Here is a 26,322-nt window from a genome sequence, read left to right as displayed (position 1 = left end):
GATACTGAATGAAAATTGCGAGAGGTAGAGAATTGCTTACACTGGAACAGAGGCAGGATTTTATGCAAATCCCTGAAGATGAATGGATATTGGGGACCTACTTCACTTTTTCCAAACGGGATTTAGAAATAGTTAATAAGCGAAGGAGAGAAGAAAACCGTTTAGGGTTTGCTGTTCAATTAGCTGTTCTTCGGTATCCCGGTTGGCCATACACTCATATCAAAAGCATCCCGGAATCAGTCATACATTATATATCGAAACAAATCGGTGCCACTCCATCTTCGATTAGTCTTTATCCTCAAAGAGAAAATACACTTTGGGATCATTTGAAAGAACTTCGAAGTGAATACGACTTTGTAACTTTTACTCTAAGAGAATATCGAATAGCATTTAAGCATCTTCATCAATTAGCTTTTGAAAATGGCGATGCCATACATCTACTACATGAATGTATAGATTTTCTAAGAAAAAACAAAATCATACTGCCTGCTATTACTACACTTGAAAGAATGGTGTGGGAGGCAAGGGCAATGGCTGAAAAGAAACTGTTTAATACTGTTAGTCAATCTCTTACAAATGAACAAAAAGGAAAGCTTGAAGAGATCATTACTTCGCAGCATCCATCCGAATCCAATAAAACGATATTGGGTTGGTTAAAGGAACCGCCGGGTCATCCTTCACCCGAAACATTTCTAAAAGTAATAGAACGACTCGAATACATACGAGGAATGGAATTAGAAACGGTACAAATTAGTCATTTGCATCGCAATCGCCTGTTTCAACTATCTCGCTTAGGCTCAAGATATGAGCCATATGCATTCCGTGACTTTCAAGAAAATAAGCGATATTCGATATTAACCGTCTATTTATTACATCTTACTCAAGAGTTAACGGATAAAGCTTTTGAAATTCATGATAGACAAATACTTAGTCTGTTATCAAAAGGCCGTAAGGCTCAAGAGGAAATTCAGAAACAAAACGGTAAAAAGCTGAATGAGAAAGTTATACACTTTACGAACATCGGACAAGCTTTAATCAAAGCAAAAAAGGAAAAATTAGACGTTTTTGAGGTTTTAGAATCCGTTATCGAATGGAATTCTTTTGTCTCTTCGGTCGAAGAAGCTCAGGAGCTTGCACGCCCTGACGACTATGATTATTTAGACTTACTGCAAAAACGATTTTATTCACTTAGAAAATATACGCCAACGCTATTAAGGGTATTGGAATTTCATTCTACAAAAGCAAATGAGCCACTTTTACAAGCTGTTGAGATTATCCGTGGAATGAACGAATCCGGAAAGCGAAAAGTGCCTGATAACTCACCTGTGGATTTTATTTCAAAACGTTGGAAAAAGCATTTATACGAGGATGATGGTACAACAATCAATCGTCATTACTATGAAATGGCTGTTTTAACAGAACTTCGGGAGCATGTTAGGGCAGGAGATGTTTCCATTGTTGGCAGCAGACAATATAGAGACTTTGAAGAATATTTGTTTTCAGAAGATACATGGAATCAAACGAAGGAGAATACAAGATTATCAGTTAGTTTATCATTCGAGGATTATATGACGGAGAGAACCAGCAGCCTTAACAAAAGGTTAAAGTGGTTAGCTACCAATTCCAACAAGTTAGATGGAGTTTCTCTTGATAAAGGAAAGCTGTCACTTGCACGCTTAGAAAAAGATGTACCAGAAGAAGCAAAAAAGTTTAGTGCAAGCCTGTATCAGATGCTACCAAGAATAAAATTAACCGATTTACTGATGGATATTGCTTATATAACAGGATTTCATGAGCAATTTATTCATGCTTCCAATAATCGAAAACCGGATAAAGAAGAAACAATTATTATTATGGCTGCTCTTTTAGGAATGGGAATGAATATTGGTTTAAGCAAAATGGCTGAAGCAACACCCGGACTTACATATAAGCAATTGGCCAATGTATCACAATGGCGCATGTATGAAGATGCAATGAATAAAGCCCAAGCCGTATTAGTAAATTTTCATCACAAATTGCAATTGTCCTCCTATTGGGGAGACGGTACAACATCCTCGTCCGATGGTATGAGAATGCAGATAGGCGTTTCATCGCTACATGCAGATGCAAACCCACATTATGGAACTGGAAAAGGAGCCACCATCTATCGTTTTACAAGTGATCAATTTTCTTCTTATTACACAAAGATTATTCATACTAATTCAAGGGATGCGATTCATGTTTTGGATGGTTTGTTACACCATGAGACGGATCTAAATATAGTAGAGCATTATACAGACACGGCTGGTTACACAGACCAAATATTCGGACTGACCCATTTATTAGGATTTAAATTTGCTCCAAGAATACGAGATTTATCAGACTCGAAATTATTTACAATAGATAAGGCAAGTGAGTATCCAAAATTAGAAGTCATTTTACGTGGACAAATAAATACAAAGGTCATTAAAGAGAATTATGAGGATGTTTTGCGATTAGCTCATTCTATAAGGGAAGGAACAGTTTCAGCATCCCTTATTATGGGGAAATTAGGTTCTTATTCAAGACAAAACAGCTTGGCTACAGCCTTACGTGAGATGGGCCGAATAGAAAAAACGATCTTTATTTTGAATTATATTTCGGATGAATCATTAAGAAGAAAAATACAAAAAGGATTGAATAAAGGAGAAGCCATGAATGGACTGGCAAGAGCTATTTTCTTCGGAAAACAAGGAGAGCTTAGGGAACGAACCATACAGCATCAATTGCAAAGAGCCAGTGCCTTAAACATCATTATCAATGCCATCAGTATCTGGAATACTTTACATCTAACAAAGGCAGTTGAATATCAAAAACGGTCAGGTAGTTTTAATGAAGAATTATTGCACCATATGTCACCTCTAGGTTGGGAACATATTAATTTACTTGGAGAATACCATTTTAATTCGGAGAAAATGGTCTCGTTAGATTCTTTAAGACCCTTGAAACTTTCTTAACGTTGTTAAAACTGGGGGAATAGTCGGGGAAATGGGCTTAGCGTTGTAAATCCGCATTTTCCTGACTGTACCCCTTCAATGGCTTTTTGAATGTTCTCTTCTGTAATATGTCTTTCGTTTATCCAAGATATATGTTTGCGATCTATACTTCCTAGAGAACGCGCTGTTTGAGTAGGGCCTAAATTACATCCATAGCAAAAAGCTGTTGTTAAATAGCGCTCAGATGGCTTTTCTAACTTTGCATCATGACCAGAAATCGGACCGAAAAAACGTGTCCAATTTAACCAATATTCTGTGTCTCCTAATAAATCTAATACATTAATTGGAACCATTTTTTCATCAATACGTTTTCGTACAGCTTTTAATAAAGGAGATACTTTTTTCTTTTTAGGTTTTGTGATAACTGGCTCACCATTACGTAGTGTAACAGCTTTATTTTTGGGAAAAAAGACATCTACACTCCTAGCCATTTTTTCTAGTTTGTTGTAAACTTGCACTTTAAAATCTTGAGCAGTTGTAGGAAGTCCTGCTTGATCGCAAAAAGTAGCGACATTTTCTTGATATTCATCCCAAGAAATTAATTGTTTTCGATAATCTGCATATTTATCGCTTCCTTCTATATATAAGTCTCCAGACTTTAATTCCAACCAAACCTGAGAAAAAACACATGCTTCAAAATGGCGCCGATGAATCTTTTCAGGAGGAGCGTTCCTTCTCTGATGTGGACGAATCCACCGCCACCATTTTTCAGGTATCCAGGAAAGATCAATCGCAGGCGTTACATGTAAATTACCTTCATTATCTCTTTGATTAGTTAAGTCAATAATGGGAATCCATTCGGATTTCTTCATTTTATTTTTTATTAAAAATAAAATGGATTGTTCTAATCCGTTATTTTGGTTTGTTGATTTAAATTCTAACGTTTCTAATATTTTCATTAACTCTGCTCTACTGCTTTTTAAATGCTTCCATACAAACGAGAAGTAATTATTTCCGGCATAAGCTAAATGATTTTCACAATCATCTAATACACGTTGACCAGAGTTTCCACCAATTAAATTTTCTAATTCTTGTAACTTTTCCTCTGTCGATCCTTCGGATTGAAACGCAAGCACTGTATTATGTAGAATCGTAATTAAACTATCAGTTTGTTTTTCTTTCTTTTTTTTCAACTCCTGAAGGGAACCTTCAGACTTTTTGTGCGAACTAGCTATACGTTTTATATACATTTCTCCAATATCATCAATGGTACTTGCAAATTGAACAGATAGTAATGAGACAGTCAATGTGTATCTTTTATGTGCTTCCAATTCTTTCATTCGAGATGCATCTAATGTTTTAGCCTCAGCTGCTAATCTTTCAATTTTTGCAGGCGGAATATGGAGACGTTGAAAAAAATCAGATTCTACATACCGTTCGTTGAGCCAGTTTTTTCGATATATCCAGCGTCTTAATTGATATAAGGTGGGACGTCCAGGATCTTGTTTTACTACATTCCAATCAGAATAAGTAGAACCTTCCTTACTCTGAAACAATTGATCTATCTTTTGTTTTTCGTCAATCGTTAAAGCATCTGAAATGCGTTGATATAAAACACGATACGCTTCAGCATGTACGTGATCTACAGCTTTTGTAAGTGTACTAAAAGCAGGAAGCTCATAGCTGTGCTTGACTAGTTCATCAATCGCAATATTAATAATATCGCTTTTTTCGTCTTTTTCTAATACAGATAGCTTCATGATATTCAACATAATTTGACGAGCTTGGTCATTAAATATTTTAGCTTGACGATATTCACGAATCATAGCAATCTGACGAATTCCTGTACCAGAACGATGATAAGAACTCCATTCTTCTCGCTCTGGTAGATCAAGCTTTGCTTTTCTCCCAATATGTTCAATTATAATTGGTGGAGTATCTCTGATTGGAAGAAAATAATTTAGACATTGGAATGTTTTTAACATTGTTAATAAACCTAACTGCGAAAAAGAGTTACGTGCTTTCTGTTTTGCCCACGAAATTTCACTTGATGTGGGTGAGAAAAGTTTTTCTAATTCTGTAGAAGATGGACAACTTTTTAATCTGGGATAAGCTGTTTCTTGCATACTAACCATAACGTGTCTCCTTTTTGTTAACTAAATGAAATCTTACAGGCTTAGTAAGATGATTCCTGCTCTAGTCAGTTATGAAGTTTCCTATAAAAGTAAAAATGAAACAGTGGGAAAACTAGACCGTGAAGAATACGCAAGTAATTCTTTGCTCCGTTAATTTTTAGTTAACTTCATTATCTCTTTGCATCTTGCGATATAAGGTCATTCTAGAAATACCGGCTTTCTCGGCAGCATCCGTACGATTCATTCCTTGTTCTATAAGATATAAGGCATAATTTACTTTTTCTTCATCGGTTTTTGGTCTTCCAGGGTATTTCCCACGTTTTTTTGCTGCCAGAATTCCTTCTTTTGTTCGTTCTGAGGTTAAATCTCTTTCGAATTGAGCAATACCTGCAAAAACAGTAAAGAGCATTTTCCCGTGTGCTGTTGTTGTATCGAGCCAGGACTCTTTTAAGCTTTTCAAGTTCGCTCCTTTTTGAGAAATTAGTTCGGTAATCTCAATTAAATCCTTTGTAGAACGTGAAAGGCGAGTTAAGTCTGTTACTACAACCGTATCGTCGTTGCGTAGAAATTCTAACATACGATTTAACTCAGGTCGGTCTCGTTTGACTCCGGTTACTTTTTCAAAAAAGATTCGTTCACAACCAGCATCTTTTAGTTGCTGTTCTTGTCGATCTAAATTTTGATCAATTGTAGATACTCGCATATATCCAAATTTCATATAATTCCTCCTTTTTCAGTTTTATTGTATCAAAAACGTTATGAAATAGATATTGTTACAAAATAATTTTGTTACATATTTTTGTTACGTCAAGATTGCTAGTTTACGTGATGTCATGTCTTGATACTAATCCCTGTAACAAAAACGATCCTTTTTGATACTGTTAGCTAACTGCATTTTATTCACTTTAATACCAGCGTACTGTAATACCATCGCTAAGCTCGTAACTTCGCATCCGTATTTCAATTCAGGTTTTTGAGATATTAATGGCACGTCTAAAATGACCTTTTCTTGTACTGAAGGAGCTGGGGATTGAAGTGGTTCGTTTTGGGATGTAGGATTTTTTGTTAATTCAATATCTTCATGTCCAACGTTAGACTCATGCTTTTCAACTGGAGATTGTTTTGTAGAACAGCCCGCTAAAATTGAAAACAGGACATACAAAATTAGAAGTCTTTTCACGTCATTCACCTTCTTTATGTATTTCGATACATGTCATAATATCTCATTAAATATCATTTTTTATGAATTGTGTGCTTTAATTTCTCATAAAAATATTCAATACTAATGTAACTGATATTAGGGTATAACCGAAATACGTGTAAAAACGAGGCGTAGTATTACAATATGTACCTAATAATAATTTACCCATATGGGTTCAAATGTTTTTATTGAAAATTGTAAGTTCTAGAAGTATCATATACATATTCAAACATTTGAAGATGTATATGATACTTTTGGGTCTTTAATTAAAAATAAGTAGGTGTTTTAATGGGAAATGAAATGCAACAATTTAAAGCTGATTTTTTTAAAGCCTTATCACATCCTTTGCGAATAGGTATTCTAGAACTATTGTCAGAGGGTGAAAGAAGTGTAAATGAAATTCAAACCATCCTTAACAAGGAAGGTTCAGCTGTTTCTCAACAGTTAAGTGTACTACGTTCAAAAAACATTGTTGTTGGTACGAAAGATGGAAAACGAGTTTTATATTCTCTACGAGACCCTATGATTGTGGATTTACTGGTAGTTGCACGGAAAATTTTTAACAACCATTTAATCGATACGATTTCAATGTTAGAAGAACTAGATGAAACAGAACTTGAAACGATAGGTAAGGAGGATTAGGTTGAGCATTGAAGTTAAGAAAGAAGATATCATCCAACATGGGATTGAAATTTTCCACTCAATAGGAGCTCATCATGTTTGTAAAGTTTGTATTAAAAGTGGGAATTCTTGTTGTTTTTCATGCCAGCATTTACAAGATGGCGTTGGATGTCAAAAAAGAAATACAGCTTGTACAGCTTGGCTATGTGGGATTCAAGGTTTTTTATTCGATCAAATCGGATTATTAGATGAATGGAATCGTTTTTGGAGTGAAATCCCAGGACAGATGTTTCGTAGAGATATGACTCCAGATAAGGTAAGGATTACATCATTTATTGATACGAAGAAGCTAGATAGTCGAGCCGGAGAACTTCTAGCGGAAAGGTTGAAATCCTACGTACAACAAGGTGGAGATGTAGGTAAATTAGATCGTCATTTAAGAAAAACGTATAGTAAATATTAGGATAATGTTTTCTCTTGTGAAAATGAAAATCTCCTCTATAAAGGAACGAGAAATACATTTGTAATCCAGATTTATTATAAATAGAAAAGAAGGGTTTGTAATGAGAGGGTTATTTACGGGAAGGTTTGAAGGATATTCATTGGGACATTTTCAAAAGGATCTTCTGTCAGGAATGATTGTCGGAGTTGTTGCGATACCGCTTGCTATGTCTTTTGCAATAGCCTCTGGTGTTAAGCCAGAGTATGGAATTTATACAACATGTATTGCCGGAATACTCATTTCGCTATTTGGTGGTTCAAAGTATCAAATTGGAGGACCTACAGGTGCCTTTGTTCCAATTCTTTTAGGAATTGTCATTACCTATGGATATGAAGATTTACTACTTGCTGGTTTATTAGCTGGAATTATTTTATGTCTTATGGGAGTTTTTAAACTAGGATCTTTAATTAAGTTTATTCCACGTCCTGTAACAATTGGTTTTACGTCAGGTATTGCTGTCATTATCTTTACGGGACAAATTGCTAGTTTTTTAGGGCTAACAGGTATAAAAAAGCATGAGGAATTTATAGCAAACCTGCAGGAAATCTTTACTCATATTAGTACCACCAATTTTTATAGTGTTATAACTGCTTTGATTTGCTTTTTCGTTATACTCATCACACCAAAAATTTTACCCAAAGTACCTGGTTCATTAGTAGGGGTTGTAATTTCAACTGTCATTGCAACTGTATTTTTCTCAGCTTATGTTCCTACTATTGGCACAGCATATGGCACGATTCCAAATACACTTCCTCAGTTTGATATACCAGAGATCACATTAGAGCGTATCAAACAATTGATTGGCCCTGCATTTGTTATTGCAATGTTGGGTGGTATTGAATCTCTTTTATCCGCTGTCGTGGCAGATGGTATGACAAATAGTAAGCACAACAGTAACAAAGAGCTGATTGGTCAGGGCATTGCCAATATTGTTACCCCATTATTTGGAGGGATTCCGGCAACTGGAGCGATCGCTCGAACAGCAACCAATATTAAGAGTGGAGCTACATCTTCGATGTCAGGAGTTATTCACGGGGGATTTGTGTTATTCACACTTCTACTATTAGCTCCATATGCATCACATATTCCACTTGCTAGTATGGCTCCCATTTTAATGGTGGTAGCGTGGAATATGAGTGAACGAAAACATTTTGTTCATATACTTAAAATGAAGACAGGAGATTCCCTTGTATTATTGGTAACATTTTTGCTTACTGTATTTACTAGTTTGACAACAGCTGTGGAAATCGGTCTTATTTTAGCTATTATTTTGTTTACAAAACGTATGAGTAATATGCTTATCATATCGAAAGTACTTCCTGATCATACAAAAAAGAATGAAAAATTGTTACCACATGTGGTAAATAAATCTCATGATTGCCCACAAATTAGTATTTACACAATAGAAGGTCCGTTATTCTTTGGGGCTGCCCAAACATTTGAACAAAATATTTTAGCGACCATTCATTATAAACCCAGAGTTTTAATTTTACGTATGGGAAAAGTTCCTTTTATTGATACAACAGGAGAGTCTTACTTTAGGAATATTGTTCAGCATTTTAAAAAGCAAGGTGGCATACTTCTCATTTCAGGAATTCAATCCGAGTTAAAGACAACTCTAGATAAGAATGGATTGTACGCTGAGATTGGGGAAGAAAACTTTTTTGATCATACCGGGGAAGCTATTAACTATGCTTTAGGACATTTGAATACAAAAAAATGTATAGGGTGTAAGCATTTCGCTTTTCATGAATGTATCGAGCTTTCTCAGGAAGCAAATACAATAAAGAATAAAGTAAATGCATTAGATTTATAAAAAATTCACTTCACATACAAAGTTTGTTTGATTTGATCTACTCTTTTCATTATTTTATTAAAAAATAGAGAAGGAGAAAGTTTACTTTGGAGAATGCGGAGAAGATTTTTACAAGGTGTGAACAAGAAGGTTTTTCATACATCCAACAAATGATCATCAAACAGCAAGAAGAGAATATCTGTTTTACATTTCAATGTAAAACAGATTGTACGAGTAGTGTTCTTTCCAAAGATGATAAAGAGAATTATGAAGAAAGCGTGTCATTTTTTTCTTGTGTTTCTGGTGGTGTAATTGTATGGGGAATAGATTCAAGTAAAAACAAAGATGGTGTGAACAGGGCTGAGAAAATACAACCTATCTCTAATGGAAAGACGTTTTTAACGAAATTAAATGGTTTGTTTTCGAAAGACATTCCAGCTATACAGCCAGATGTTAAAAATATTTACATTCCATTCCCTAAAGAAAAGAACAAAGGGTTTGTAATCACATATGTTCCAGGGAACGATTATTTGTTAAACCTGAATAACTATTACACAAAAACTAGGGGTAGCTTTGTAATGATGATGGGACAGATTCTTTTAAATGATGTGTTAAAAAATAGAAAACTATGAAAAAATTAATGATAAATCATGGATATAGAGGAGCATAAATAATGTCTGAATTTAAAGATCAAGTATTAACTGTTTTAGAAGAAGTATGTGAAAATGATATCGTAAAAGATAACCCAGACGTGCAATTATTTGAAGAAGGGATTCTAGATTCTTTTGCTACAGTATCTTTATTAGTAGAATTTCAAGAGCGTTTAAATATTGAAGTGTCTATTTCTGACTTTGACCGTGATGAATGGGCAACACCGAACATGATCATTAAGAAACTGAAAGATATGCGATAAAAATAGGTTCTTGAAACATAGATAAGGGTAGCTTCTTAAATTTCAACTTCAGAATTGCTATTCTTATGAAATTATAAAAGGAAAGTTTTAAAAAGCTATATATAGAATGAATGATAACAAGTGGAGGAAATAAAAATATGTCTAATTTACCTAATTGCCCAAAATGTAATTCAGAGTACACTTACGAAGATGGAAATCTTTTTGTTTGCCCAGAATGTGCCCATGAGTGGACTTTAGAATCAGAAACTGAAAATAGTGAAGATACAAAGGTAATTAAAGATGCAAACGGAAACATCTTAAACGATGGTGATTCTGTAACTGTAATTAAAGACCTTAAAGTAAAAGGAACTTCATCAGTCGTAAAAATAGGTACAAAAGTAAAAAGTATCCGTTTAGTAGATGGAGACCATGATATTGATTGTAAAATTGATGGTTTTGGAGCGATGAAATTAAAATCTGAATTTGTGAAAAAGGTTTAAATTGTGGGTTTAATACAACAGAGTTAATTTGAAAGCCAATGAATGTACAGTATTTTAATAGAAAGACCCCATTCATTCATGATAAGATTTTTTGAATGAATGGGGTCTTTCTATTTTTTTGAACTTATCTCAGCCATATCTGTATTTCAGTTGGATTAGTGAATTAACAAAAAGATAAGACAATAAGACAATAAATATAGTTTTGCCTCTTGTGTTATTTTTATGAGTGGCTCCAAAAAGAAGGAATCGTTGCCGTACCCCTGTTACAAGCAATGGATACAATTATTCCCACGGTATATAAAGGTCAAAATTATAAAGGTTGGAAAGTAGAAACCATAGCCCATCTCCCAAAATCACCACATCCAAAAATTTATTACGGAATGGCAAAACATTATTGCGGGAAAGAAATAGCTAATAAATCTTGGTTTGTGGAAGTTCTATTTCCACAATATTTACCAGCATATGATGCAGCACATAGACAAATTTTTGCAACTAAAAACAAAAAAGGTCAATGGTTTGCATGGTTTAGATTTCATTAATAAAACACGAAAGCCTTCAGGATTCTGAAGGCTTTCGTGTTTTAGATAGATCCCCTAACTTCTGATAACGGCAATTTACAAATACATATGGAGATATTAATGAACTCTCTTCAACCAGGACAAACATGTGAAATATCCAACGCTTACGTAGGAATGGCTGATTGTTAGCTTTTTATATGCAGAAAAATTAACAGTTTAGAGCGATTTTTAATCAAACTTTATTCTAAACCTACAGAAGAAACGCAAAAGTAAAAAGCTTTGCGTTTTTTTGATACATTTATTGAAAACTACTTTGCACTTCACGGCACAGTTGCTCTTCTACCCCATATATTAAAGAGCCGATTTTACTCTTAACGGGGTAAAATGTGGCTCTTTTCTTATATGAATTTGCTTAGCGTGGTTTTTTTCCGAAATGCTGGCTGTACCCCATGCCCATCAAGCTAATATTTTTTAATTACCCCCAAAACGAAAATTTTATGCATCGTTGACTACTGATAATGATAGCTTAAGTTAACTAGACATTAGTTGGACAGGTTAGTTGAACAAGCATTATAAAAGTCAGTCTGAATTGATTCTTAATTTCGTCTGGACCTGAGAAAAAATGAAATGTGTTACAGTATGGGCATATGGATTTACAGCTTCAATGAATTCTTCTGCTTTAGCAAAAGTGTCGAATTGCATTTTAAGCATATAACAAGCGTTTCCAGCAATTCGATAACAAAACTCTACATTTGGCAGACCCTCAATATATTTCTTAAAGGAATTATAGTCTCCGTTTTTAACTGTTGCTTCTATTATACATTGGATAGGAAGTCCTAATTTTTCATAATCGACTTCTAAGGTGTACTTCTTTATTATTCCGAATGACTCCATTTGTCTTACCCGTTCTGTTATAGATGGAGAAGACAAATTGATTCTTCTTCCAAGTTCACTCATTGATAATCGACTATTTTTGCTTAATTCTTCTAATATTTTTTTATCAATATCATCTATTTTCATTTTTAAGGAAAATCCTCCTATTTTCATTAATTTGTTAAAAAATTAATGGGAAACTAGTTTTAAATTTAATGTGATGGAATAAATTTATTTGATATTATAAATATTACCAGGAGGTATTAACTATGACAAGAATTAATGAATCTAAATTCGGAGAGACCCCTTTTCAAAAACTTTTAGGACATAACAAAGATGTATTGAACGGATGGACTCAATTGGGGGAAGTTTTGGAGAAAGATGGGAATTTATCCTCTCAGTTAAAAGAACAAGTAAGGAGAACTTTAGCACAAAGTAATGGTTGTGAGTATTGTAAAGCAAAAGGAAAACCTGAACCCCATTTATTCAATAATAAAATATCTATTGCAGTTGGCTTTGCAGAGGTGTTTTTAAAGCAACAAGGGGATATATCAGACGTTACGTTTAATGTTTTAAAAGAGTATCTTTCTGACGTAGAAATTAGCGAGCTTTGTGCGTTTATTACGTTTACTACTGCTTCACAGTATTTTGGCGCAATGTTAGCTTTAAAACCGCCCCAGGAAGAGGTTTAGAAATGGAGAAATACTCTACATGGAAAGAATATTTTTATGATATAGTTAGAGCTATTATACTATATAAGTAAGATTAAACTATTTATTGGGGTAGCACCACATCGCTATCAAGCTAAGGTTTTGCACTATCCATAAAACAAAAAAGACGTTATCCTTTCTGTAGAATTATAGGAAAGGATGGCGTTTTTTATGGATCTTTCGATTCTTGACGAACTTCAACCGCTTGCTGAAGAATTACAACGACATATGTCTCCTCATGTTCTAGAACACTTAGCTAAAGAAAAAGGATTCGTTCAGCGAAAGAGTAAATATCAAGCAAAGGAGTTAGTTGCTTTATGTGTATGGCTTAGTCAACAGGTCGCAAGTACATCACTCACACAATTATGTAGCTGTCTTGAAGTATCTACAGGTGTTCTTATTAGTCCTGAAGGACTTAACCAACGATTTAATGCTTCCGCAGTACAATTTCTTGAACAAGTTCTAGCTAACCTTCTAACTCAAAGAATTCATTTAACAAAAGAAATAATTCATCAATATACTACGATCTTTAAGAGCATTCGGATTCTAGATTCTACAACATTTCAGCTTCCAGATAAGTTTTCTTCACATTATCAAGGTTCAGGTGGAAGTAGCCATACCGCAGGAGTTAAAATTCAATTGGAGTATGACCTATTGAGTGGAAAGTTCCTGCACGTTTATGTAGGGAAAGGAAGAGAAAATGATAAAACCTTTGGTTCAACAAGTCTACAAACCATTCGACCAAAAGACTTGTACATAAGAGATTTAGGCTATTTCGACTTACATGACTTACAGAAAATCCATGATAAAGGAGCTTACTATATCTCACGTTTGAAATTAAATTCTCGAATCTATCGTAAGAATGATAAGCCAGGGTATTTTCGAAATGGAACCGTGAAGAAAGGATCACTCTATATTCAGTTAGATATGGAAGAACTCATGAATCAATTGTCCCCTGGTCAAACAATGGAGATTTCAGAGGCATACATTGGACAGTATCAAAAATTACCAGCTCGTGTTATTATTCATCGATTAACAAAGGAACAAACAGAGAAAAGGTTGAAGGAACAAGCCAAAAAAGAAAAGAAGAAAGGTATTACCTACAAAGAACGAAGTAAGCGGTTGAGTGGGATCAATGTGTATATTACGAATCTTCCTGCAGAAAATGTTCCAACGGAACATATCCATGACTTGTATTCATTACGCTGGCAAATTGAAATTTTGTTCAAAACATGGAAATCTTTCTTTCAAATTGACAAGTGCAAAGAAATCAAAAAAGAACGCTTAGAATGCCATTTATATGGGCAACTCATTAGTATTTTACTCTGTTCATCGACGATGTTCAAAATGCGTCAGTTACTCTTGGATAAGAAAAAGAAAGAGTTAAGTGAATATAAATCCATCTATATGATAAAGAATTATTATCTAATGTTTTATGAGGGACTACAGAAAGGCAGCCATGAATTATTAAAAGTTTTACTGCGTTTGTTTTACCTTTTAGAAAAAAACGGAAGAAAATCGCACCGGTACGAAAAGAAAACCGTCTTTGATATCTTAGGTGTTGTGTATGATTATATGTTGTCAAAAAGTTTCAAGGCTGCATAATATTTTTTAAAATGCCTAGTTAATAGGTTTATTTGTTATGCCTATCTTTAATACAGTCGTAGTAATTTAAAGGAATAATCCTCACATATAACCTCTTAGTACCCTTAAGTTGATGGCGATGGGGTAGCACCAACAAAACGCGAATTTCGTACGCTAAGCAAATTCTCATAAAGAAAAAGTCGATTTCCTATACGTTAAGGAATCGACTTTTTAATGAGTGATTTGATGTCTTTATTAGATTCAAGCTTGGTTAAATTAAGTCTAAAATATCTTTTGGTGTATTTAATACATAATCAGCTTTTTCAAACCCTTCCTGTGTTTTTGAACCCCACAAAGCTAATGCGAATTTTACACCCGCACTTTTTGCACATTGCATATCGTATATAGAGTCTCCAATGTATATTGCCTCATGATTAGGAACATCTAATTGTTGTAAACAAGCAAATAATGGTTCAGGGTGTGGTTTATGTTTATCTGTATCACACGCACAAACTGTATGTTCAAAATGACCACTTAAACCAAATGGCTCGAACTCATCTATTAATTCTTGCTTAGTTTTTGATGTAACAATACCAAGCTTTAATTTACTAAGAGATAACTCTTTAATAACGTCTTCTAATTCTTCAAACACAGAAACTTCATGGGAAAAATCTAGTACAGATTCGGACCATTTCGGATGAACAACATCTATATTTTGTACATTTAATTTTTTCAATGTTTCTTTCCCTGGAATTCCTAATGCAAATCTTAAATCCTGTAACTCATAATCTTTCTTTAGCTCTTCTTTTAAAACTTTTTGTAAGGATTTTAGTATTGCCTTTTCTGTGTCTAAAATTGTGCCGTCTACGTCAAAAACAAGAGATGAAATCATAATAAAACCTCCTAATTTTTTAATCCTCACTTGTAATTACTACTTCAACACCATTTTCTTTCAGAGTGTTATATAAATTACTAGGCATAGCTTTATTTGTAATGAATGTATCAATAGATTCAAACGTTAAAGCCTTATAATTTTGTCGTTGATTGCATTTAGTGTGATCTGCCACCAAAATAACTTGATCAGCATGTTTTATTAATTCACGCTTGAAATAAATATCTTCTTCAAAACCATAGTATATCCCGTCTTCTGTAATACCTGCTGTTCCAATAAACACCTTATTAAAGTGATAATCTTTGAGTTTTTCAGTGGTAGAAATCCCTGTAGTATGCCGAGAAACCTTATTTAAAGTTCCTCCCAAAAGATGAATAGTCGTATCTTCAGATTGAGCTAACATATAAGCACTATCAATCGAATTCGTCACAACAGTTACGTTCTGTGATTGTAAATGTTGTGCTACAAAGTTGACTGTTGTTGAAACGTCTAAATAAATCATGTCATTGTTTGTGATCATATTTGCAGCTTTCATTCCAATCGATTTTTTCGTTTCTAATTCAGTTTGTGAACGCTCTTGGTAAGTATCAATTTTCTTATGAAAAGTAGCTAAAGCCACCCCGCCATAGGTTCTAACTATTGCTTTATTTTTTGAAAGTTTTACTATATCTCTTCTTGCAGTATCTCGTGAGATATGAAACATTTCACACATTTGCTTTATATTCATGGTTTTATGTGTTTCTAAATAATTAAGGACTCGTATCAATCGTTCTTCTTGATTCATAAGTAACCTCCTTACGCTCATTTTAAGTTAATATAAGTTTATTTTCAAGTTACTTTAAGCGTTATTATGTAAAAATACCTAGATTTTTAAGTTAATTTAAGTTACTTAAGCGAGAGGCTTTATTTGGTGCCTTTATAAATATTGTTTAATTCAATATAACAAGTCCCATAAACGACCGTTTTTGGTTGTAGAAAAGAGATTATCTAAAAATATTCAAAAACTACTTAAAACACATAACCAAAAATATAACCAAAATCAAATTACTAATATATCTATTTAAATACCCTTTTTGGTATAGTAAATGTATTAAGTAAGGGGGGATTTGTGTTGAAATTTGGATATGCACGGGTAAGTACGCAAGATCAGTCATTGTCATTACAACTGGATGCTTTGAACCATTATGAAGTGGAACAGATTTTTGAAGAAAAAGAATCAGGTAAGAGGAAAAACCGTCCTCAATTGGACGAGCTACTTAAAGTTCTGCGTAAGGGCGACACAGTAGTTGTCTACAAATTAGATCGTATCAGTCGAAGTACCAAACATTTAATTGAACTCATGGAGCAGTTTGAAGCTAAGGGAATTCATTTCGTGTCTATTCAAGATAAAATTGACACAACAACAGCTATGGGGCGATTCTTTTTCAGAATGTTAGCCAGCATAGCCGAATTAGAACGGGACATCATTAGTGAACGAACTAAAGATGGACTGGTAGCTGCTAGAGCTAGGGGAAGAAATGGAGGTAGACCGAAGGTTGAACCTAAAAAAATCATGCTTGCCATGAAGATGTATGAAAGTAAAGACTACTCCTTATCTCAAATTAAAGAAGCCACAGGAATAGGAGCAACAACGTTATATCGTTACTTAGGAACGAAAGAAAAATCTGGCAAGGAGGTATAACATGAGAGGGAAAGAACTGTTAACCTCCGATCAGCGAAATATGTTTGTGTCTATTCCCGATGATATGAATGAGCATGACATAGAAATGCACTATACTTTTACCTCAGAAGATCTTGGATTTATTAATAAGCACCGAAGAGACCATAATCGCTTAGGGGTTGCTTTACAGCTCGCTGTCCTTCGGTATCCGGGTTGGACTTTATTTCAGATTAAAGACATTCCCAGCCCAATACTCGATTATATTGCAAAACAAATTGATGTCTCCCCTCAAGAATATACCCAGTATGCAAAACGGGTAGCAACTCGAAATGAACATCTAGAGGAACTTCGGCAACATTATGGCTACCAAAACTTATCCTTTGGGGCATATCGAATAATTGCACAATTTACTCTTAAACTCGCTCTTGAGAACGGAAATACAGACTACTTGATTCGCTCAACAATTGAAGAATTGCGAAGACAAAAAGTAATTTTGCCAGCACTGACAACAATAGAAAGGATTGTATGGGAAGCTCGTCAACGGGCAGAAGAACGAATTTTTAAATCTATCATCTCTACATTAAGTGAATCTCAAAAACAAAAGTTAGATCACTTACTTGATGTAAGTTCCACCAATTCAAAGACACCCCTTGCTTGGTTGCGAGAAGTTCCCGGTCAATCTTCTCCAGATGCCTTCTTAAAGGTTATAAAACGTCTTCAAGTCATACGAACTTTGCAACTTAATGTGGATATTAAAGAAATTCATCCAAATAGGGTCTTACAGCTAGCACGATTGGGTTCCAAATATGAACCCCGTTCATTCCGTAGATTTAAAGAGAATAAGAAATTTGCGCTTTTAGTTTTACACCTCCTACAACTTAGCCAAAACCTTACTGATCATGCCTTTGAGATACATGATCGGCAAATTAGCCTATTGTTATCAAAAGGACGTAAAGCTCAAGAAGAGATTCAGAGGTTAAATGGTAAATCAGTTAATGAAAAGGTTATTCACTTTGCAGATTTGGGAACAGCATTGATTCAAGCAAAAGAACAAGGGAAGGACCCATTTGAAGCCTTAGAAGCTATTATGCCTTGGGAGGACTTCGTAAACTCAATAGAAGAGGCGAAGCAATTATCACGCCCAATGGATTACGATTACTTAGACTTACTAAAATTTCGCTTTAACTACTTACGTAAATATACTCCAACATTGTTAGAAGCCCTAGAATTCACTTCTACAAAATCAGGAGAGCCATTGCTTCAAGCTATTGAGACCATTAAAGAGATGAACAAAAATAATAAACGAAAAATTCCAGAAGGAGCTCCTTTGGACTTTATCTCGAATCGCTGGCAAAAGCACGTTTATGATGATGATGGTAATATAAATCGCCAATATTATGAGATGTCTGTTCTTACCGAGTTAAGAAATCTTGTACGCTCAGGTAACGTTTCTATTAAAGGAAGTCGTCAGCATCAAGATTTTGATAATTATTTAGTGACAAAAGAAGCATGGGAGCAAAACAAGCACCTTAATGGACTTACCGCACCACCTTCTGTTGATGAATACTTAAAATTGAAAATAGATGCATTACATAATCGGCTTGAATGGATTAAAGCGAATATCACAGAATTAGATGGGGTTAATTTTGAAGACGGACGGCTGCATCTCCATCGTTTGGAGAAAAACGTTCCAGAAACAGCACGAGAATATAGTTTATCTCTATATCAACTGATACCTCATGTGAAGTTGACAGATTTGCTTATGGAAGTAGCAAGTTGGACGGGATTCGAAAAGCAGTTCCTCCATGCTTCTACGCTGAATCCACCGAAAGAAGAAGAAAAGCCTGCGATCATGGCAGCGATTATGGCTATGGGAACAAACATCGGTCTTACTAAGATGGCAGAAGCGACACAAGGGGTTTCTTACCGGCAAATGTCCACAGCCTCACAATGGCGTTTATATGAAGATGCTATGAATAAAGCACAAGCCGTTATGGTGAATTTTCAACACCAGTTAAACTTGTCGTCGTACTGGGGCGATGGTACAACTTCTTCTTCAGATGGAATGCGTGTTCAAGTAGGAGTTTCATCCTTACACGCTGATGCAAATCCACATTACGGCACAGGGAAAGGAACAACCATTTATCGGTTTGTTAGTGACCAATTTTCTAGCTTCTATACGAAAGTGATTAATACAAACGCAAGAGACGCTGTTCATGTTATAGATGGTTTATTGCATCATGAAACCGACTTGCATATTGAAGAACATTATACAGATACGGCTGGTTATACGGATCAAGTATTCGGATTAACTAATTTGTTAGGATTTCGATTTGCCCCAAGACTACGAGACCTTGCAGATTCAAAACTTTATTCATTTGAAAAACCAGACCAATATCCAGAAATGGAGAAGTTGCTTCGTGGAAGAATTAACACCAAGATCATTCAGGAAAATTATGATGATGTATTAAGGTTGGCACATTCCATTCGTAAAGGAACGGTCTCTGCTTCTCTCATTATGGGGAAATTAGGTTCTTATTCTCGTCAAAATAGCCTTGCGACAACTTTAAGAGAGATGGGTCGCATAGATAAAACCTTGTTTATATTAGATTATATTTCTAGCGAAACATTGCGTCGGCGAATTCAACGTGGATTAAATAAAGGAGAAGCTATGAATGCATTGGCACGAGCTATTTTCTTTGGGAAACATGGGGAACTTAGAGAAAGAGCATTACAAGATCAATTACAGCGTGCCAGCGCCTTAAACTTAATTATTAATGCTATTAGTATTTGGAATACCGTGTATCTATCACAAGCAATTGAACATTTTAAAAATACAGGAAAGTATCAAGAGGAATTGCTCCCACACATATCACCATTAGGATGGGAACATATAAACTTTCTAGGAGAATATTCATTTATACCTGAGATTTTGAACTCAATACATTCCCTACGTCCACTTAGGGTTTTCATATCCAAAAAATGTCTTAGCGTATAATATCCGCGTTTTGTCGGCAGTACCCCTATTAGTAGATAGAGAGAGAAAGTCCTCACTCGCAATGAATAGAGAATGGGCTTATGTATATGAAATGGTTTTACTTAGAAGTAACGGGACGATTAAAAAACAGGAATTGTTATCTAGGCTTGAAGATCATAAGAGGAGTAAGATAATCAAGACAATTGAGATGAAGGTCTTATGTGGTATATTAACTTACTACACTATGTATGATTTAGAAAAATACAATTCTCTGTTCGAGTATGCTGAGATGTTACTTCCGGATATAAAAGCAATTACCGATAGTTTTATTCAGTCATCTTATTTAGGTAGGATTAAAGAAGGATTAGCGTATGCCTATTTAGTGCAAGATAACCTTGAAATGTCTAGGAAATTGTGTCAGGAGATTTTAGCGATAGATGATCCTAAAGATTGTTTCCGCCTTTTAAGAGCATTAGCTCTTGCTTATATAGCAGAGTCATATACCTTTGATTGTTATGATAGTGCATCTTGGTATATGAAGAAGGCACTAAAACAGTTAGGACCATGTAACTTTGAAAGGGAAAAACAAAGAAAGCAATCGATTCTTAACACATATGCTTTTATTAAGTTAGTTAATAAGCAAGAATTGGAGAATATTGATATATATCATTCTGCAGAAAAATCTTTTTTAGAGATTATTAAGGGAAACCACAAAAATGCAGTTGATATTTTAAGTGAATTAGAAAAGAAAAATGGTACGCTAACACCAATGCAATATTGTTATTTAGGAATAGCAAAGAATGATATTTCATTAATTGAAAAGTCAATTGTGCTACTAGAGTGTGCTGGTAATAGGTTCTATTGTAGATTCCCTAAAAAAATAGTGGTAGAATTTAATGGGAATGGTATAATGTACGAAGGTGGTGCTATATGAAGAAAATATTATTTTTATTAACAAGTATCGTTTTAGCGGCAGGAATTGTTTACACCGCTGCTGGTAGTAAAGAGCAACCAAACAAATTAGTAAAAAAAGATTCAGAACAATTATTAGCTAGAATGGCTGACCCTGGAAGTGGGATGGGTTAAGCTTTAAATAATTCGAATGCGATTGTCTCAGTAGAGGCAATCGCATTTGTTGTTTTTAGGGATATTTCCTAAATATCGATTTCGAAATTCGTGAAATGTATGTGAAAAATTCACAAATAGAAAATGAGAACTGAAAAGGAATTTTAACTCCTAAAATCGACACATCAAATCGAGTTTCTTCCTATTATATATACTTACTAAAATAATGACTTTCCGATATCTATTGTGGCCAAGTTTTGACGTCTTGTACGTTCTCTTAAATAACGTTCTGTCGTCATAATAGACTCATGCCCTAAATAGTCCCTTATTTTTTTTAGTTCTATACCCTTTTCCATTAAGTAATTAGCCATGAAATGCCTACAAGTGTGAGGAGTAATTCTATCCTGTCGATAACGCAGAAAATCTAAATTTGTTTCTTCAATTTTTTTTGCCACAAGAGAAGATAGATAGTCCGCTCGATAATTAGTTCCATCAGCTTTAGGAAGGAAAGCGGAGGTATTCGATGCATCTAGTTCTATTGTTTGTTTACGTAAACTTCGAACATGGTATAAATCATCCAACGTGTCTTCAAAGATACGAACTTCCCTACTTTTATTCCCTTTACCAACTACACGAAGTAGATAGGCATTTAAAGATGAATGAAAGACCAAATCTGCCCATTTAGCAGTTGCGATTTCTTCAATTCGTAGTCCTGTTGTAGTTAATAAGAAAAATATAGTGTAAACAAAATAGTTGGATTTTTTTAGTTCATCTAATATCTGGGTAACTTCTTCTGGATAAAGGTCACGATTGACTAGCTCTTCTTTTTTTATGGATACTTTTTTAAGGCGACTACTAAAGTTGTCTGAGAGTCCATTATTATCATACACGTATTTTAAAAATTGCTGAACCACTGTTTTCTTTCGACGTAATGTAGTGGCAGCATATTTCTTACTTAATTCATAGAAGTAGATTTCCATATCATTATGGGATAGCTCCTGGATGGTTCCAATGGTTTCTTTTATGTAACGAAGAAAATGAGAAAGATCGTGCAGATACTGTTGTTTTGTTCGCTCACTTCTTTTTTTCGTTAAAGAAGGCTCATCATGTAAAAATAAATAAACTAATGATTCTTCACTTAATTGGGAGTAGTCAATATTACGGATACCCAAACCCATAATTTTTTCGAAATGGCTGCTATCAAAAAAATCCGATTTAGATTTTACAAGTTGATTATTATGTTCGTAATTTATAATATTCAAATTTACACACACCTTTTAATAGAATGAAAAGATACACATATATTTTTATAAAATTTTATGATTCTAATTATACCACAATAAATACATAATTTATTGTGGTATAGAATGAAATGTTTAAATATATTTTTTACCTTATTATTTAACGTTTCTGTTTAGATAATGTATAATGGAAATATTTAATTGATTTTTTTGTACATTTCAATCCAAATGCGGTAGGAGGAGATTTTTTTGACTAGTCTTCGTCTGAAAATTTTACAAGAAATCCATAATTTAGAAGATACCCATTGTTCAATTTGCCCTCTGAACAACCTATCAGTGAATTGTACAGATGAGCAAGAACAGGCAAAACAGAGAAACTACAAACATTGTAAAGGTTGTCCATTTTCGATTCCATCCGAGAGAAAGGAGAGCAATTGAATTCTTTATCGAAAAAGAGTACATTTAATAAGGTACGAGAACGTTATATGGAGAATCCATTTAAGTATCTGCAGTATAAGGAGTACTCAATTACAGATGTAGTAAAAGAAACAGGTTTAACAAAGTATCAACTAAGAAAATTTAAACAACAGCTAGAATGAAAGTTTCGGACGAGGTGAGAAATGGACTATTTATCTTTAGAAGAGGTATGCGATAGGGTAGGTTTAACAAAAAATCAATTAGGCTATTTAATTAAGTATAAACAGATCGAACCTATCAATCTGGCTACCTGGAAAGCAGATGGCGGATATCGCTTTGAACAAGAAGATGTAAAAAAGTTAGAGGAATTATACAAAGACTCTTTAACATTAAAAGAAGCAGCTGAATTTCTAAATAAGTCTAAGACTTACGTTCATAATGCCGCTAAAGACGGGATATTGCCCTTTAAAGAGATTGCTAAAGGGAAATCTACTGAACGATTGTACTTAAAAAAGGATTTGGAAGTTTTCAAAGAAAAAATTGAAAACCGTTCAAAAGAGGAATCGAAAGAAAAAAAGCAGCATTTAAGTCTCTATCTTGATGAAAAAGTAGTAGAAGCAATAAAGAAAAAGGCTGCAAAGAAGGGGTATAATGGCTACAAGAAGTTTGCTGAAGACATTTTATCTGCAGAAGTAAAAGAAGAAATAGAAGAATAGAATCCCAGAAAGAATAGATCCCTAAAAAACGAAAAACGTTATAAGGGGTCTATTTTTGTTTTTAAGAAACTTTACAACTATCGAATCTTATTGTATTGCTGATATAACCAACGCTCTTTATAAACGAATTTGAGAGCCCCTTTTTTGAGTGTGCTCCAAAAAAATTCTCTTAAAATACAAAAAAAGTAACATATATACTATATATAGAGAATTTTGGAATTGGTGATGAGAAATTTAAGACGATTTTATTCAAGGTAAAAAAAGCACTCGAATTGAGTGCTTTTTTTATCATTTATCTGGTACATAACATGTGTTGTTATCCATATGGCATTTTTCTATCTTTGTTTTAGTATTTCCTTTTTTATCTCTGTAAAAAATTTTAACTGTCCCCTTGGCGCCATTATAATCAAATTCATATGCATTAGGGTATTTGTCTCTAACCCATATTAATCCTGAACCAGCACTTGCCGGCATTGCAGAAATAAGTAATGAAGATGTTAAACTTAGCGCCCCAACTATCTTTTTAATTTTTGACTTTGACATAAATAATCCCCCTTATTATTTTATTAACTTATTAGAATAATGTAACTAATAGGTTAATAAAATGGTAACATATACCACAGGTGTTTAAAATCTTTAAAACTTGATAAATAAATATTATAAAATTCAAAAAAATTACTATTTCTAATAAAATTTATGGTTAAGTGTGAAAACCTTCGAGTAAACATATTTTAATTATAGTAAACTAGATTATTCAAAAATGAATGTATCATTGTGGATTCTCTATTTAAATGAATAGGAATATGATAAAATAGGAGTATAACTGTATATCGTGTGAAGGTGGGCTTGTTATTATCCCTTCTTTCCATTTGGAAGGAAAGGGGGTGATATAACATGGAATTTTTGTTTGAACTTTTAAAAGAAATTGCAAGAGCAGTTGTGCGTGAGGTTTCAGCATACGCACTGAAAAAGCAATTCGAAAAAAAAGACAACAAAAAACCCGCGCTTCACCGACCAAAGTACAAGCGTGGGTCTAAAAGAAAAAGATAATGCATAATAACAGCCACCTTGACAGTAGCAGTTATGGGACGGGATGTTGACGCATCTCGTCTTTTTTAGTTTATGCAATTCAGTTAAGTACTATACTTAATATATATTGGATATGCATTCAATATATATCTAATCTACAGTAAACATACCATATTTTTATTTTTTGGTCAATAAATGAAGAAAATAGAACTAATAGAGGAATGAGAGGTTTCTATATTCTTTCATTAAGTGCATGTTATTTTTAAATTTAATGGGGGACTACATGATGAGCGAATTAGTACAGTTCGTAATGATTAATCTAAAGAATTCAGAATCAGATTTTGATTTCGAAAGTTATACGAAAAAACTTCTGGAGAACATCAAAAAAGATTTGAGGACAAATGATTTTAATTTTTTTTCGGCCAATACTAAAACTAGAAAATGCGCAATTGTGATAGATAATATAAATGAATTTATTATCTCATTTACCTATATCAGGTCAAATACAATTTCACAATTAAAAGTAGAAATATCTGGAGATTATTGGACGCATCTAGATCCGAATCTACATAATTTAAAAACCAAGTTAAAAGATTTAATGCTAGTTGAATGGGAAGAATGTCTGTGGCTACAAGATATACAAGCTGAAAGGTTTTCAGATATATTATACGGCGAGGTTCATAAAGTAGAGAACGCATTAAGAAGATTAATTAATACAATTCTATTCTATAATTTAGGTGGAAATTGGTGGGAAACATATATGCCTACCAAGCTCGTTCAAGGATATAAAGAAAGAGATGAACAATTTAAAGGGCGTTCACATAGTTTTAAAAATATACATACAAGTTTAATGTCTATAGATACCGGAGATTTAATAAGTATTTTGACCTTTAAAACACATAAAGTAAAAGAAGTTAACTTATTCGCTTCTCCAAATACAGACAATCCGGACATTCGAAAATTCCAATATATTATGACTGATTTATTAAATGGACAAAAATTAGATATGCATAAAAAAAAATTAACAGGTATTTTAGAGGATACATTGGAAGTAGATAAGGACTTTGGTAAAGAATTCTTTGAGCCATGGTTTTCTTGTGATTTAGATAGATTTATAGGCAAGTGGAAAGGCTTTTGTGAGGATAGAAATCACGTAGCCCATAACAAATTAATAGATATAAAGCTGTTTAAAAAATACAAAAAAATCATGGAAGAGTTATTAGGAATAATTACAGAAGCCGAAAAAAAATTCAATAATCATTTAGATTCGGAAATGGAAAAATATCTTGAAAAACTAGAAGAACAAGAAGTTATGCAAATGATGGGCGATAATGAAGCAGAACTTCATTATCGTAGAAGAATACGTGAAGAAGCAGCAGTAGAAATTCTAGATGAAGATGAAATCCTAGAAAAGTTTAAAGCGATAGTCTCTGAAGCGTTTGGTAATTTACAAGAAATGTTATATTATCGTAGTGACATCGAGTTAGAATTTGAAGAACAAAATTTATTAAATAATGAAAAAGCGTTCGAAATCACCCATAATTACTTTGATTGTACATTACACATGGCAACAGAAGTAGCACTTGATAGTTCTGAATGTGGTGAAAGTACAGTGAACTTTATATTATTTTATAACAACACTCCGCAAACTACCTTTAAAATCACGTTTACAAACGGGAGTTCATACTTTGATGATGATCAAGGAACATATATGCCAGACAATGAGGCAGAGCTTGATATTGACGACCTCGAAATAATTGAAACTGAAATTTCCTATTTTATGAAGAATTATATGCCTGAAATAGAAGAAGATGACATAGCATCCTTTCCTTGTGAACAATGTAATAAATATAGCATCAACTTATCAGAAGATAACGGATTTGAAATAGGTACTTGCCTATATTGCGAGCATCCTAATCATGTAGGGAAATGTATGAAATGTGGAAAAACATTGAATTCCCCTACGGATAAAGTATGTGATGAGTGTTGGGAAGAAATCAAGGAAGATTAATATTTCAGATAAAAGTTGCAACTATTGTT

At 33.8% G+C, this 26,322-nt stretch carries 23 protein-coding genes and 3 pseudogenes; 18 read left to right on the top strand and 8 right to left on the bottom strand.

Features of this window, described 5'->3' with window-relative positions:
- Nucleotides 1–8 precede the first annotated feature (8 nt).
- The gene (locus tag LMD38_RS28505; RefSeq protein WP_228920432.1) at nucleotides 9–2,975 is read left to right on the top strand and encodes a Tn3 family transposase; all 2,967 of its coding nucleotides are present in this window, start codon (nucleotides 9–11) and stop codon (nucleotides 2,973–2,975) included.
- A 5-nt stretch (nucleotides 2,976–2,980) separates the two neighbouring features.
- Here LMD38_RS28505 and LMD38_RS28500 read toward each other — a convergent pair whose 3' ends face one another.
- The 3 genes and pseudogenes from LMD38_RS28500 to LMD38_RS28490 form a co-directional block, all read right to left on the bottom strand.
- Entirely contained in the window at nucleotides 2,981–5,089 is a 2,109-nt protein-coding gene (locus LMD38_RS28500) for a DUF4158 domain-containing protein (RefSeq protein WP_000254351.1), read from the bottom strand.
- A gap of 157 nt (nucleotides 5,090–5,246) precedes the next feature.
- The gene (locus tag LMD38_RS28495; protein WP_000668446.1) at nucleotides 5,247–5,807 is read right to left on the bottom strand and encodes a recombinase family protein; all 561 of its coding nucleotides are present in this window, start codon (nucleotides 5,805–5,807) and stop codon (nucleotides 5,247–5,249) included.
- A gap of 147 nt (nucleotides 5,808–5,954) precedes the next feature.
- A pseudogene (locus LMD38_RS28490) lies at nucleotides 5,955–6,269 on the bottom strand (C39 family peptidase); the annotation flags it as partial.
- Between the two features lie 309 nt (nucleotides 6,270–6,578).
- Between LMD38_RS28490 and LMD38_RS28485 the strand changes: the two are divergent.
- The 7 genes from LMD38_RS28485 (at nucleotide 6,579) to LMD38_RS28455 (ending at nucleotide 11,139) form a co-directional block, all read left to right on the top strand.
- Complete coding sequence (locus tag LMD38_RS28485) at nucleotides 6,579–6,932, top strand: ArsR/SmtB family transcription factor (protein ID WP_000526193.1); 354 nt, start codon at nucleotides 6,579–6,581, stop codon at nucleotides 6,930–6,932.
- A 1-nt stretch (nucleotide 6,933) separates the two neighbouring features.
- On the top strand, nucleotides 6,934–7,374 hold the full coding sequence (locus tag LMD38_RS28480) for a hypothetical protein (RefSeq protein ID WP_000021457.1): 441 nt from the start codon (nucleotides 6,934–6,936) through the stop codon (nucleotides 7,372–7,374).
- 100 nt (nucleotides 7,375–7,474) lie between these two features.
- Entirely contained in the window at nucleotides 7,475–9,229 is a 1,755-nt protein-coding gene (locus LMD38_RS28475) for a SulP family inorganic anion transporter (RefSeq protein ID WP_001214616.1), read from the top strand.
- An 86-nt stretch (nucleotides 9,230–9,315) separates the two neighbouring features.
- On the top strand, nucleotides 9,316–9,840 hold the full coding sequence (locus LMD38_RS28470; protein WP_016099829.1) for a hypothetical protein: 525 nt from the start codon (nucleotides 9,316–9,318) through the stop codon (nucleotides 9,838–9,840).
- A gap of 41 nt (nucleotides 9,841–9,881) precedes the next feature.
- Nucleotides 9,882–10,121, top strand: coding sequence for a D-alanine--poly(phosphoribitol) ligase subunit DltC (dltC, locus tag LMD38_RS28465; protein WP_001288604.1), 240 nt, complete (start codon nucleotides 9,882–9,884; stop codon nucleotides 10,119–10,121).
- Between the two features lie 137 nt (nucleotides 10,122–10,258).
- On the top strand, nucleotides 10,259–10,600 hold the full coding sequence (locus LMD38_RS28460) for a zinc ribbon domain-containing protein YjdM (RefSeq protein ID WP_000067662.1): 342 nt from the start codon (nucleotides 10,259–10,261) through the stop codon (nucleotides 10,598–10,600).
- Nucleotides 10,601–10,872: 272 nt separating this feature from the next.
- Nucleotides 10,873–11,139 (top strand): hypothetical protein, encoded by a 267-nt coding sequence (locus LMD38_RS28455; RefSeq protein ID WP_000379691.1) that lies wholly within the window; start codon nucleotides 10,873–10,875, stop codon nucleotides 11,137–11,139.
- Nucleotides 11,140–11,697: 558 nt separating this feature from the next.
- Here the strand turns inward: LMD38_RS28455 and LMD38_RS28450 are convergent.
- Nucleotides 11,698–12,138: an Lrp/AsnC family transcriptional regulator gene (locus LMD38_RS28450; protein WP_000686752.1), complete on the bottom strand. Its 441-nt coding sequence runs from the start codon at nucleotides 12,136–12,138 to the stop codon at nucleotides 11,698–11,700.
- Between the two features lie 122 nt (nucleotides 12,139–12,260).
- Between LMD38_RS28450 and LMD38_RS28445 the strand changes: the two genes are divergently transcribed.
- Entirely contained in the window at nucleotides 12,261–12,683 is a 423-nt protein-coding gene (locus LMD38_RS28445; RefSeq protein WP_228920430.1) for a carboxymuconolactone decarboxylase family protein, read from the top strand.
- Nucleotides 12,684–12,872: 189 nt separating this feature from the next.
- Complete coding sequence (locus LMD38_RS28440) at nucleotides 12,873–14,306, top strand: IS4 family transposase (protein WP_000365962.1); 1,434 nt, start codon at nucleotides 12,873–12,875, stop codon at nucleotides 14,304–14,306.
- 250 nt (nucleotides 14,307–14,556) lie between these two features.
- Here LMD38_RS28440 and LMD38_RS28435 read toward each other — a convergent pair whose 3' ends face one another.
- The gene (locus LMD38_RS28435) at nucleotides 14,557–15,177 is read right to left on the bottom strand and encodes an HAD family hydrolase (protein WP_000625819.1); all 621 of its coding nucleotides are present in this window, start codon (nucleotides 15,175–15,177) and stop codon (nucleotides 14,557–14,559) included.
- 19 nt (nucleotides 15,178–15,196) lie between these two features.
- On the bottom strand, nucleotides 15,197–15,961 hold the full coding sequence (locus LMD38_RS28430; protein WP_001070962.1) for a DeoR/GlpR family DNA-binding transcription regulator: 765 nt from the start codon (nucleotides 15,959–15,961) through the stop codon (nucleotides 15,197–15,199).
- 327 nt (nucleotides 15,962–16,288) lie between these two features.
- Between LMD38_RS28430 and LMD38_RS28425 the strand changes: the two genes are divergently transcribed.
- The 4 genes and pseudogenes from LMD38_RS28425 to LMD38_RS28410 all read left to right on the top strand — a co-directional run bounded on the left by LMD38_RS28425 (nucleotide 16,289) and on the right by LMD38_RS28410 (nucleotide 20,900).
- Nucleotides 16,289–16,858, top strand: coding sequence for a recombinase family protein (locus LMD38_RS28425; protein ID WP_000668444.1), 570 nt, complete (start codon nucleotides 16,289–16,291; stop codon nucleotides 16,856–16,858).
- Between the two features lies 1 nt (nucleotide 16,859).
- Nucleotides 16,860–19,835 (top strand): Tn3 family transposase, encoded by a 2,976-nt coding sequence (locus tag LMD38_RS28420; protein ID WP_001214174.1) that lies wholly within the window; start codon nucleotides 16,860–16,862, stop codon nucleotides 19,833–19,835.
- Between the two features lie 10 nt (nucleotides 19,836–19,845).
- Nucleotides 19,846–20,748, top strand: a pseudogene (locus LMD38_RS28415) (AimR family lysis-lysogeny pheromone receptor); the annotation flags it as partial.
- Nucleotides 20,745–20,900, top strand: a complete 156-nt coding sequence (locus LMD38_RS28410; protein WP_000721811.1) for a hypothetical protein — start codon at nucleotides 20,745–20,747, stop codon at nucleotides 20,898–20,900. The pseudogene LMD38_RS28415 and the gene LMD38_RS28410, both read left to right, overlap by 4 nt.
- A gap of 197 nt (nucleotides 20,901–21,097) precedes the next feature.
- Here the strand turns inward: LMD38_RS28410 and LMD38_RS28405 are convergent, their stop codons facing one another.
- Nucleotides 21,098–22,141 carry a tyrosine-type recombinase/integrase gene (locus LMD38_RS28405; RefSeq protein WP_001021542.1) on the bottom strand — a complete coding sequence of 348 codons (1,044 nt, stop codon included), beginning with the start codon at nucleotides 22,139–22,141 and terminating at the stop codon, nucleotides 21,098–21,100.
- Between the two features lie 228 nt (nucleotides 22,142–22,369).
- Here LMD38_RS28405 and LMD38_RS28400 point away from each other — a divergent pair.
- Together LMD38_RS28400 and LMD38_RS28395 are read left to right on the top strand one after the other, a co-directional pair.
- Nucleotides 22,370–22,719 (top strand): annotated as a pseudogene (locus tag LMD38_RS28400) (transposase).
- A gap of 21 nt (nucleotides 22,720–22,740) precedes the next feature.
- Nucleotides 22,741–23,253: a helix-turn-helix domain-containing protein gene (locus LMD38_RS28395; protein WP_000386116.1), complete on the top strand. Its 513-nt coding sequence runs from the start codon at nucleotides 22,741–22,743 to the stop codon at nucleotides 23,251–23,253.
- Between the two features lie 288 nt (nucleotides 23,254–23,541).
- On the opposite strand, the gene LMD38_RS28390 is transcribed toward LMD38_RS28395, so the two are convergent.
- Nucleotides 23,542–23,796 carry a hypothetical protein gene (locus LMD38_RS28390; RefSeq protein WP_000045596.1) on the bottom strand — a complete coding sequence of 85 codons (255 nt, stop codon included), beginning with the start codon at nucleotides 23,794–23,796 and terminating at the stop codon, nucleotides 23,542–23,544.
- 351 nt (nucleotides 23,797–24,147) lie between these two features.
- Here LMD38_RS28390 and LMD38_RS28385 point away from each other — a divergent pair, with 351 nt between their 5' ends.
- Nucleotides 24,148–24,303 carry a hypothetical protein gene (locus tag LMD38_RS28385; protein WP_000394773.1) on the top strand — a complete coding sequence of 52 codons (156 nt, stop codon included), beginning with the start codon at nucleotides 24,148–24,150 and terminating at the stop codon, nucleotides 24,301–24,303.
- Nucleotides 24,304–24,565: 262 nt separating this feature from the next.
- Nucleotides 24,566–26,293: a hypothetical protein gene (locus tag LMD38_RS28380; protein WP_002163384.1), complete on the top strand. Its 1,728-nt coding sequence runs from the start codon at nucleotides 24,566–24,568 to the stop codon at nucleotides 26,291–26,293.
- Nucleotides 26,294–26,322: the final 29 nt, after the last annotated feature.

Source organism: Bacillus pacificus, assembly GCF_020861345.1.
GTDB classification, from domain to species: domain Bacteria; phylum Bacillota; class Bacilli; order Bacillales; family Bacillaceae_G; genus Bacillus_A; species Bacillus_A pacificus.
This window is presented reverse-complemented; position numbering and strand designations above follow the sequence as displayed.

Coding starts and splice junctions, on each gene's coding strand:
- LMD38_RS28505 (WP_228920432.1), top strand. CDS start 9: ATGAAAATTGCGAGAGGTAGAGAATTGCTTACACTGGAACAGAGGCAG.
- LMD38_RS28500 (WP_000254351.1), bottom strand. CDS start 5,089: ATGGTTAGTATGCAAGAAACAGCTTATCCCAGATTAAAAAGTTGTCCA.
- LMD38_RS28495 (WP_000668446.1), bottom strand. CDS start 5,807: ATGAAATTTGGATATATGCGAGTATCTACAATTGATCAAAATTTAGAT.
- LMD38_RS28485 (WP_000526193.1), top strand. CDS start 6,579: ATGGGAAATGAAATGCAACAATTTAAAGCTGATTTTTTTAAAGCCTTA.
- LMD38_RS28475 (WP_001214616.1), top strand. CDS start 7,475: ATGAGAGGGTTATTTACGGGAAGGTTTGAAGGATATTCATTGGGACAT.
- dltC (WP_001288604.1), top strand. CDS start 9,882: ATGTCTGAATTTAAAGATCAAGTATTAACTGTTTTAGAAGAAGTATGT.
- LMD38_RS28460 (WP_000067662.1), top strand. CDS start 10,259: ATGTCTAATTTACCTAATTGCCCAAAATGTAATTCAGAGTACACTTAC.
- LMD38_RS28455 (WP_000379691.1), top strand. CDS start 10,873: ATGGATACAATTATTCCCACGGTATATAAAGGTCAAAATTATAAAGGT.
- LMD38_RS28450 (WP_000686752.1), bottom strand. CDS start 12,138: ATGAAAATAGATGATATTGATAAAAAAATATTAGAAGAATTAAGCAAA.
- LMD38_RS28445 (WP_228920430.1), top strand. CDS start 12,261: ATGACAAGAATTAATGAATCTAAATTCGGAGAGACCCCTTTTCAAAAA.
- LMD38_RS28440 (WP_000365962.1), top strand. CDS start 12,873: ATGGATCTTTCGATTCTTGACGAACTTCAACCGCTTGCTGAAGAATTA.
- LMD38_RS28435 (WP_000625819.1), bottom strand. CDS start 15,177: ATGATTTCATCTCTTGTTTTTGACGTAGACGGCACAATTTTAGACACA.
- LMD38_RS28430 (WP_001070962.1), bottom strand. CDS start 15,961: ATGAATCAAGAAGAACGATTGATACGAGTCCTTAATTATTTAGAAACA.
- LMD38_RS28420 (WP_001214174.1), top strand. CDS start 16,860: ATGAGAGGGAAAGAACTGTTAACCTCCGATCAGCGAAATATGTTTGTG.
- LMD38_RS28410 (WP_000721811.1), top strand. CDS start 20,745: ATGAAGAAAATATTATTTTTATTAACAAGTATCGTTTTAGCGGCAGGA.
- LMD38_RS28395 (WP_000386116.1), top strand. CDS start 22,741: ATGGACTATTTATCTTTAGAAGAGGTATGCGATAGGGTAGGTTTAACA.
- LMD38_RS28390 (WP_000045596.1), bottom strand. CDS start 23,796: ATGTCAAAGTCAAAAATTAAAAAGATAGTTGGGGCGCTAAGTTTAACA.
- LMD38_RS28385 (WP_000394773.1), top strand. CDS start 24,148: ATGGAATTTTTGTTTGAACTTTTAAAAGAAATTGCAAGAGCAGTTGTG.
- LMD38_RS28380 (WP_002163384.1), top strand. CDS start 24,566: ATGATGAGCGAATTAGTACAGTTCGTAATGATTAATCTAAAGAATTCA.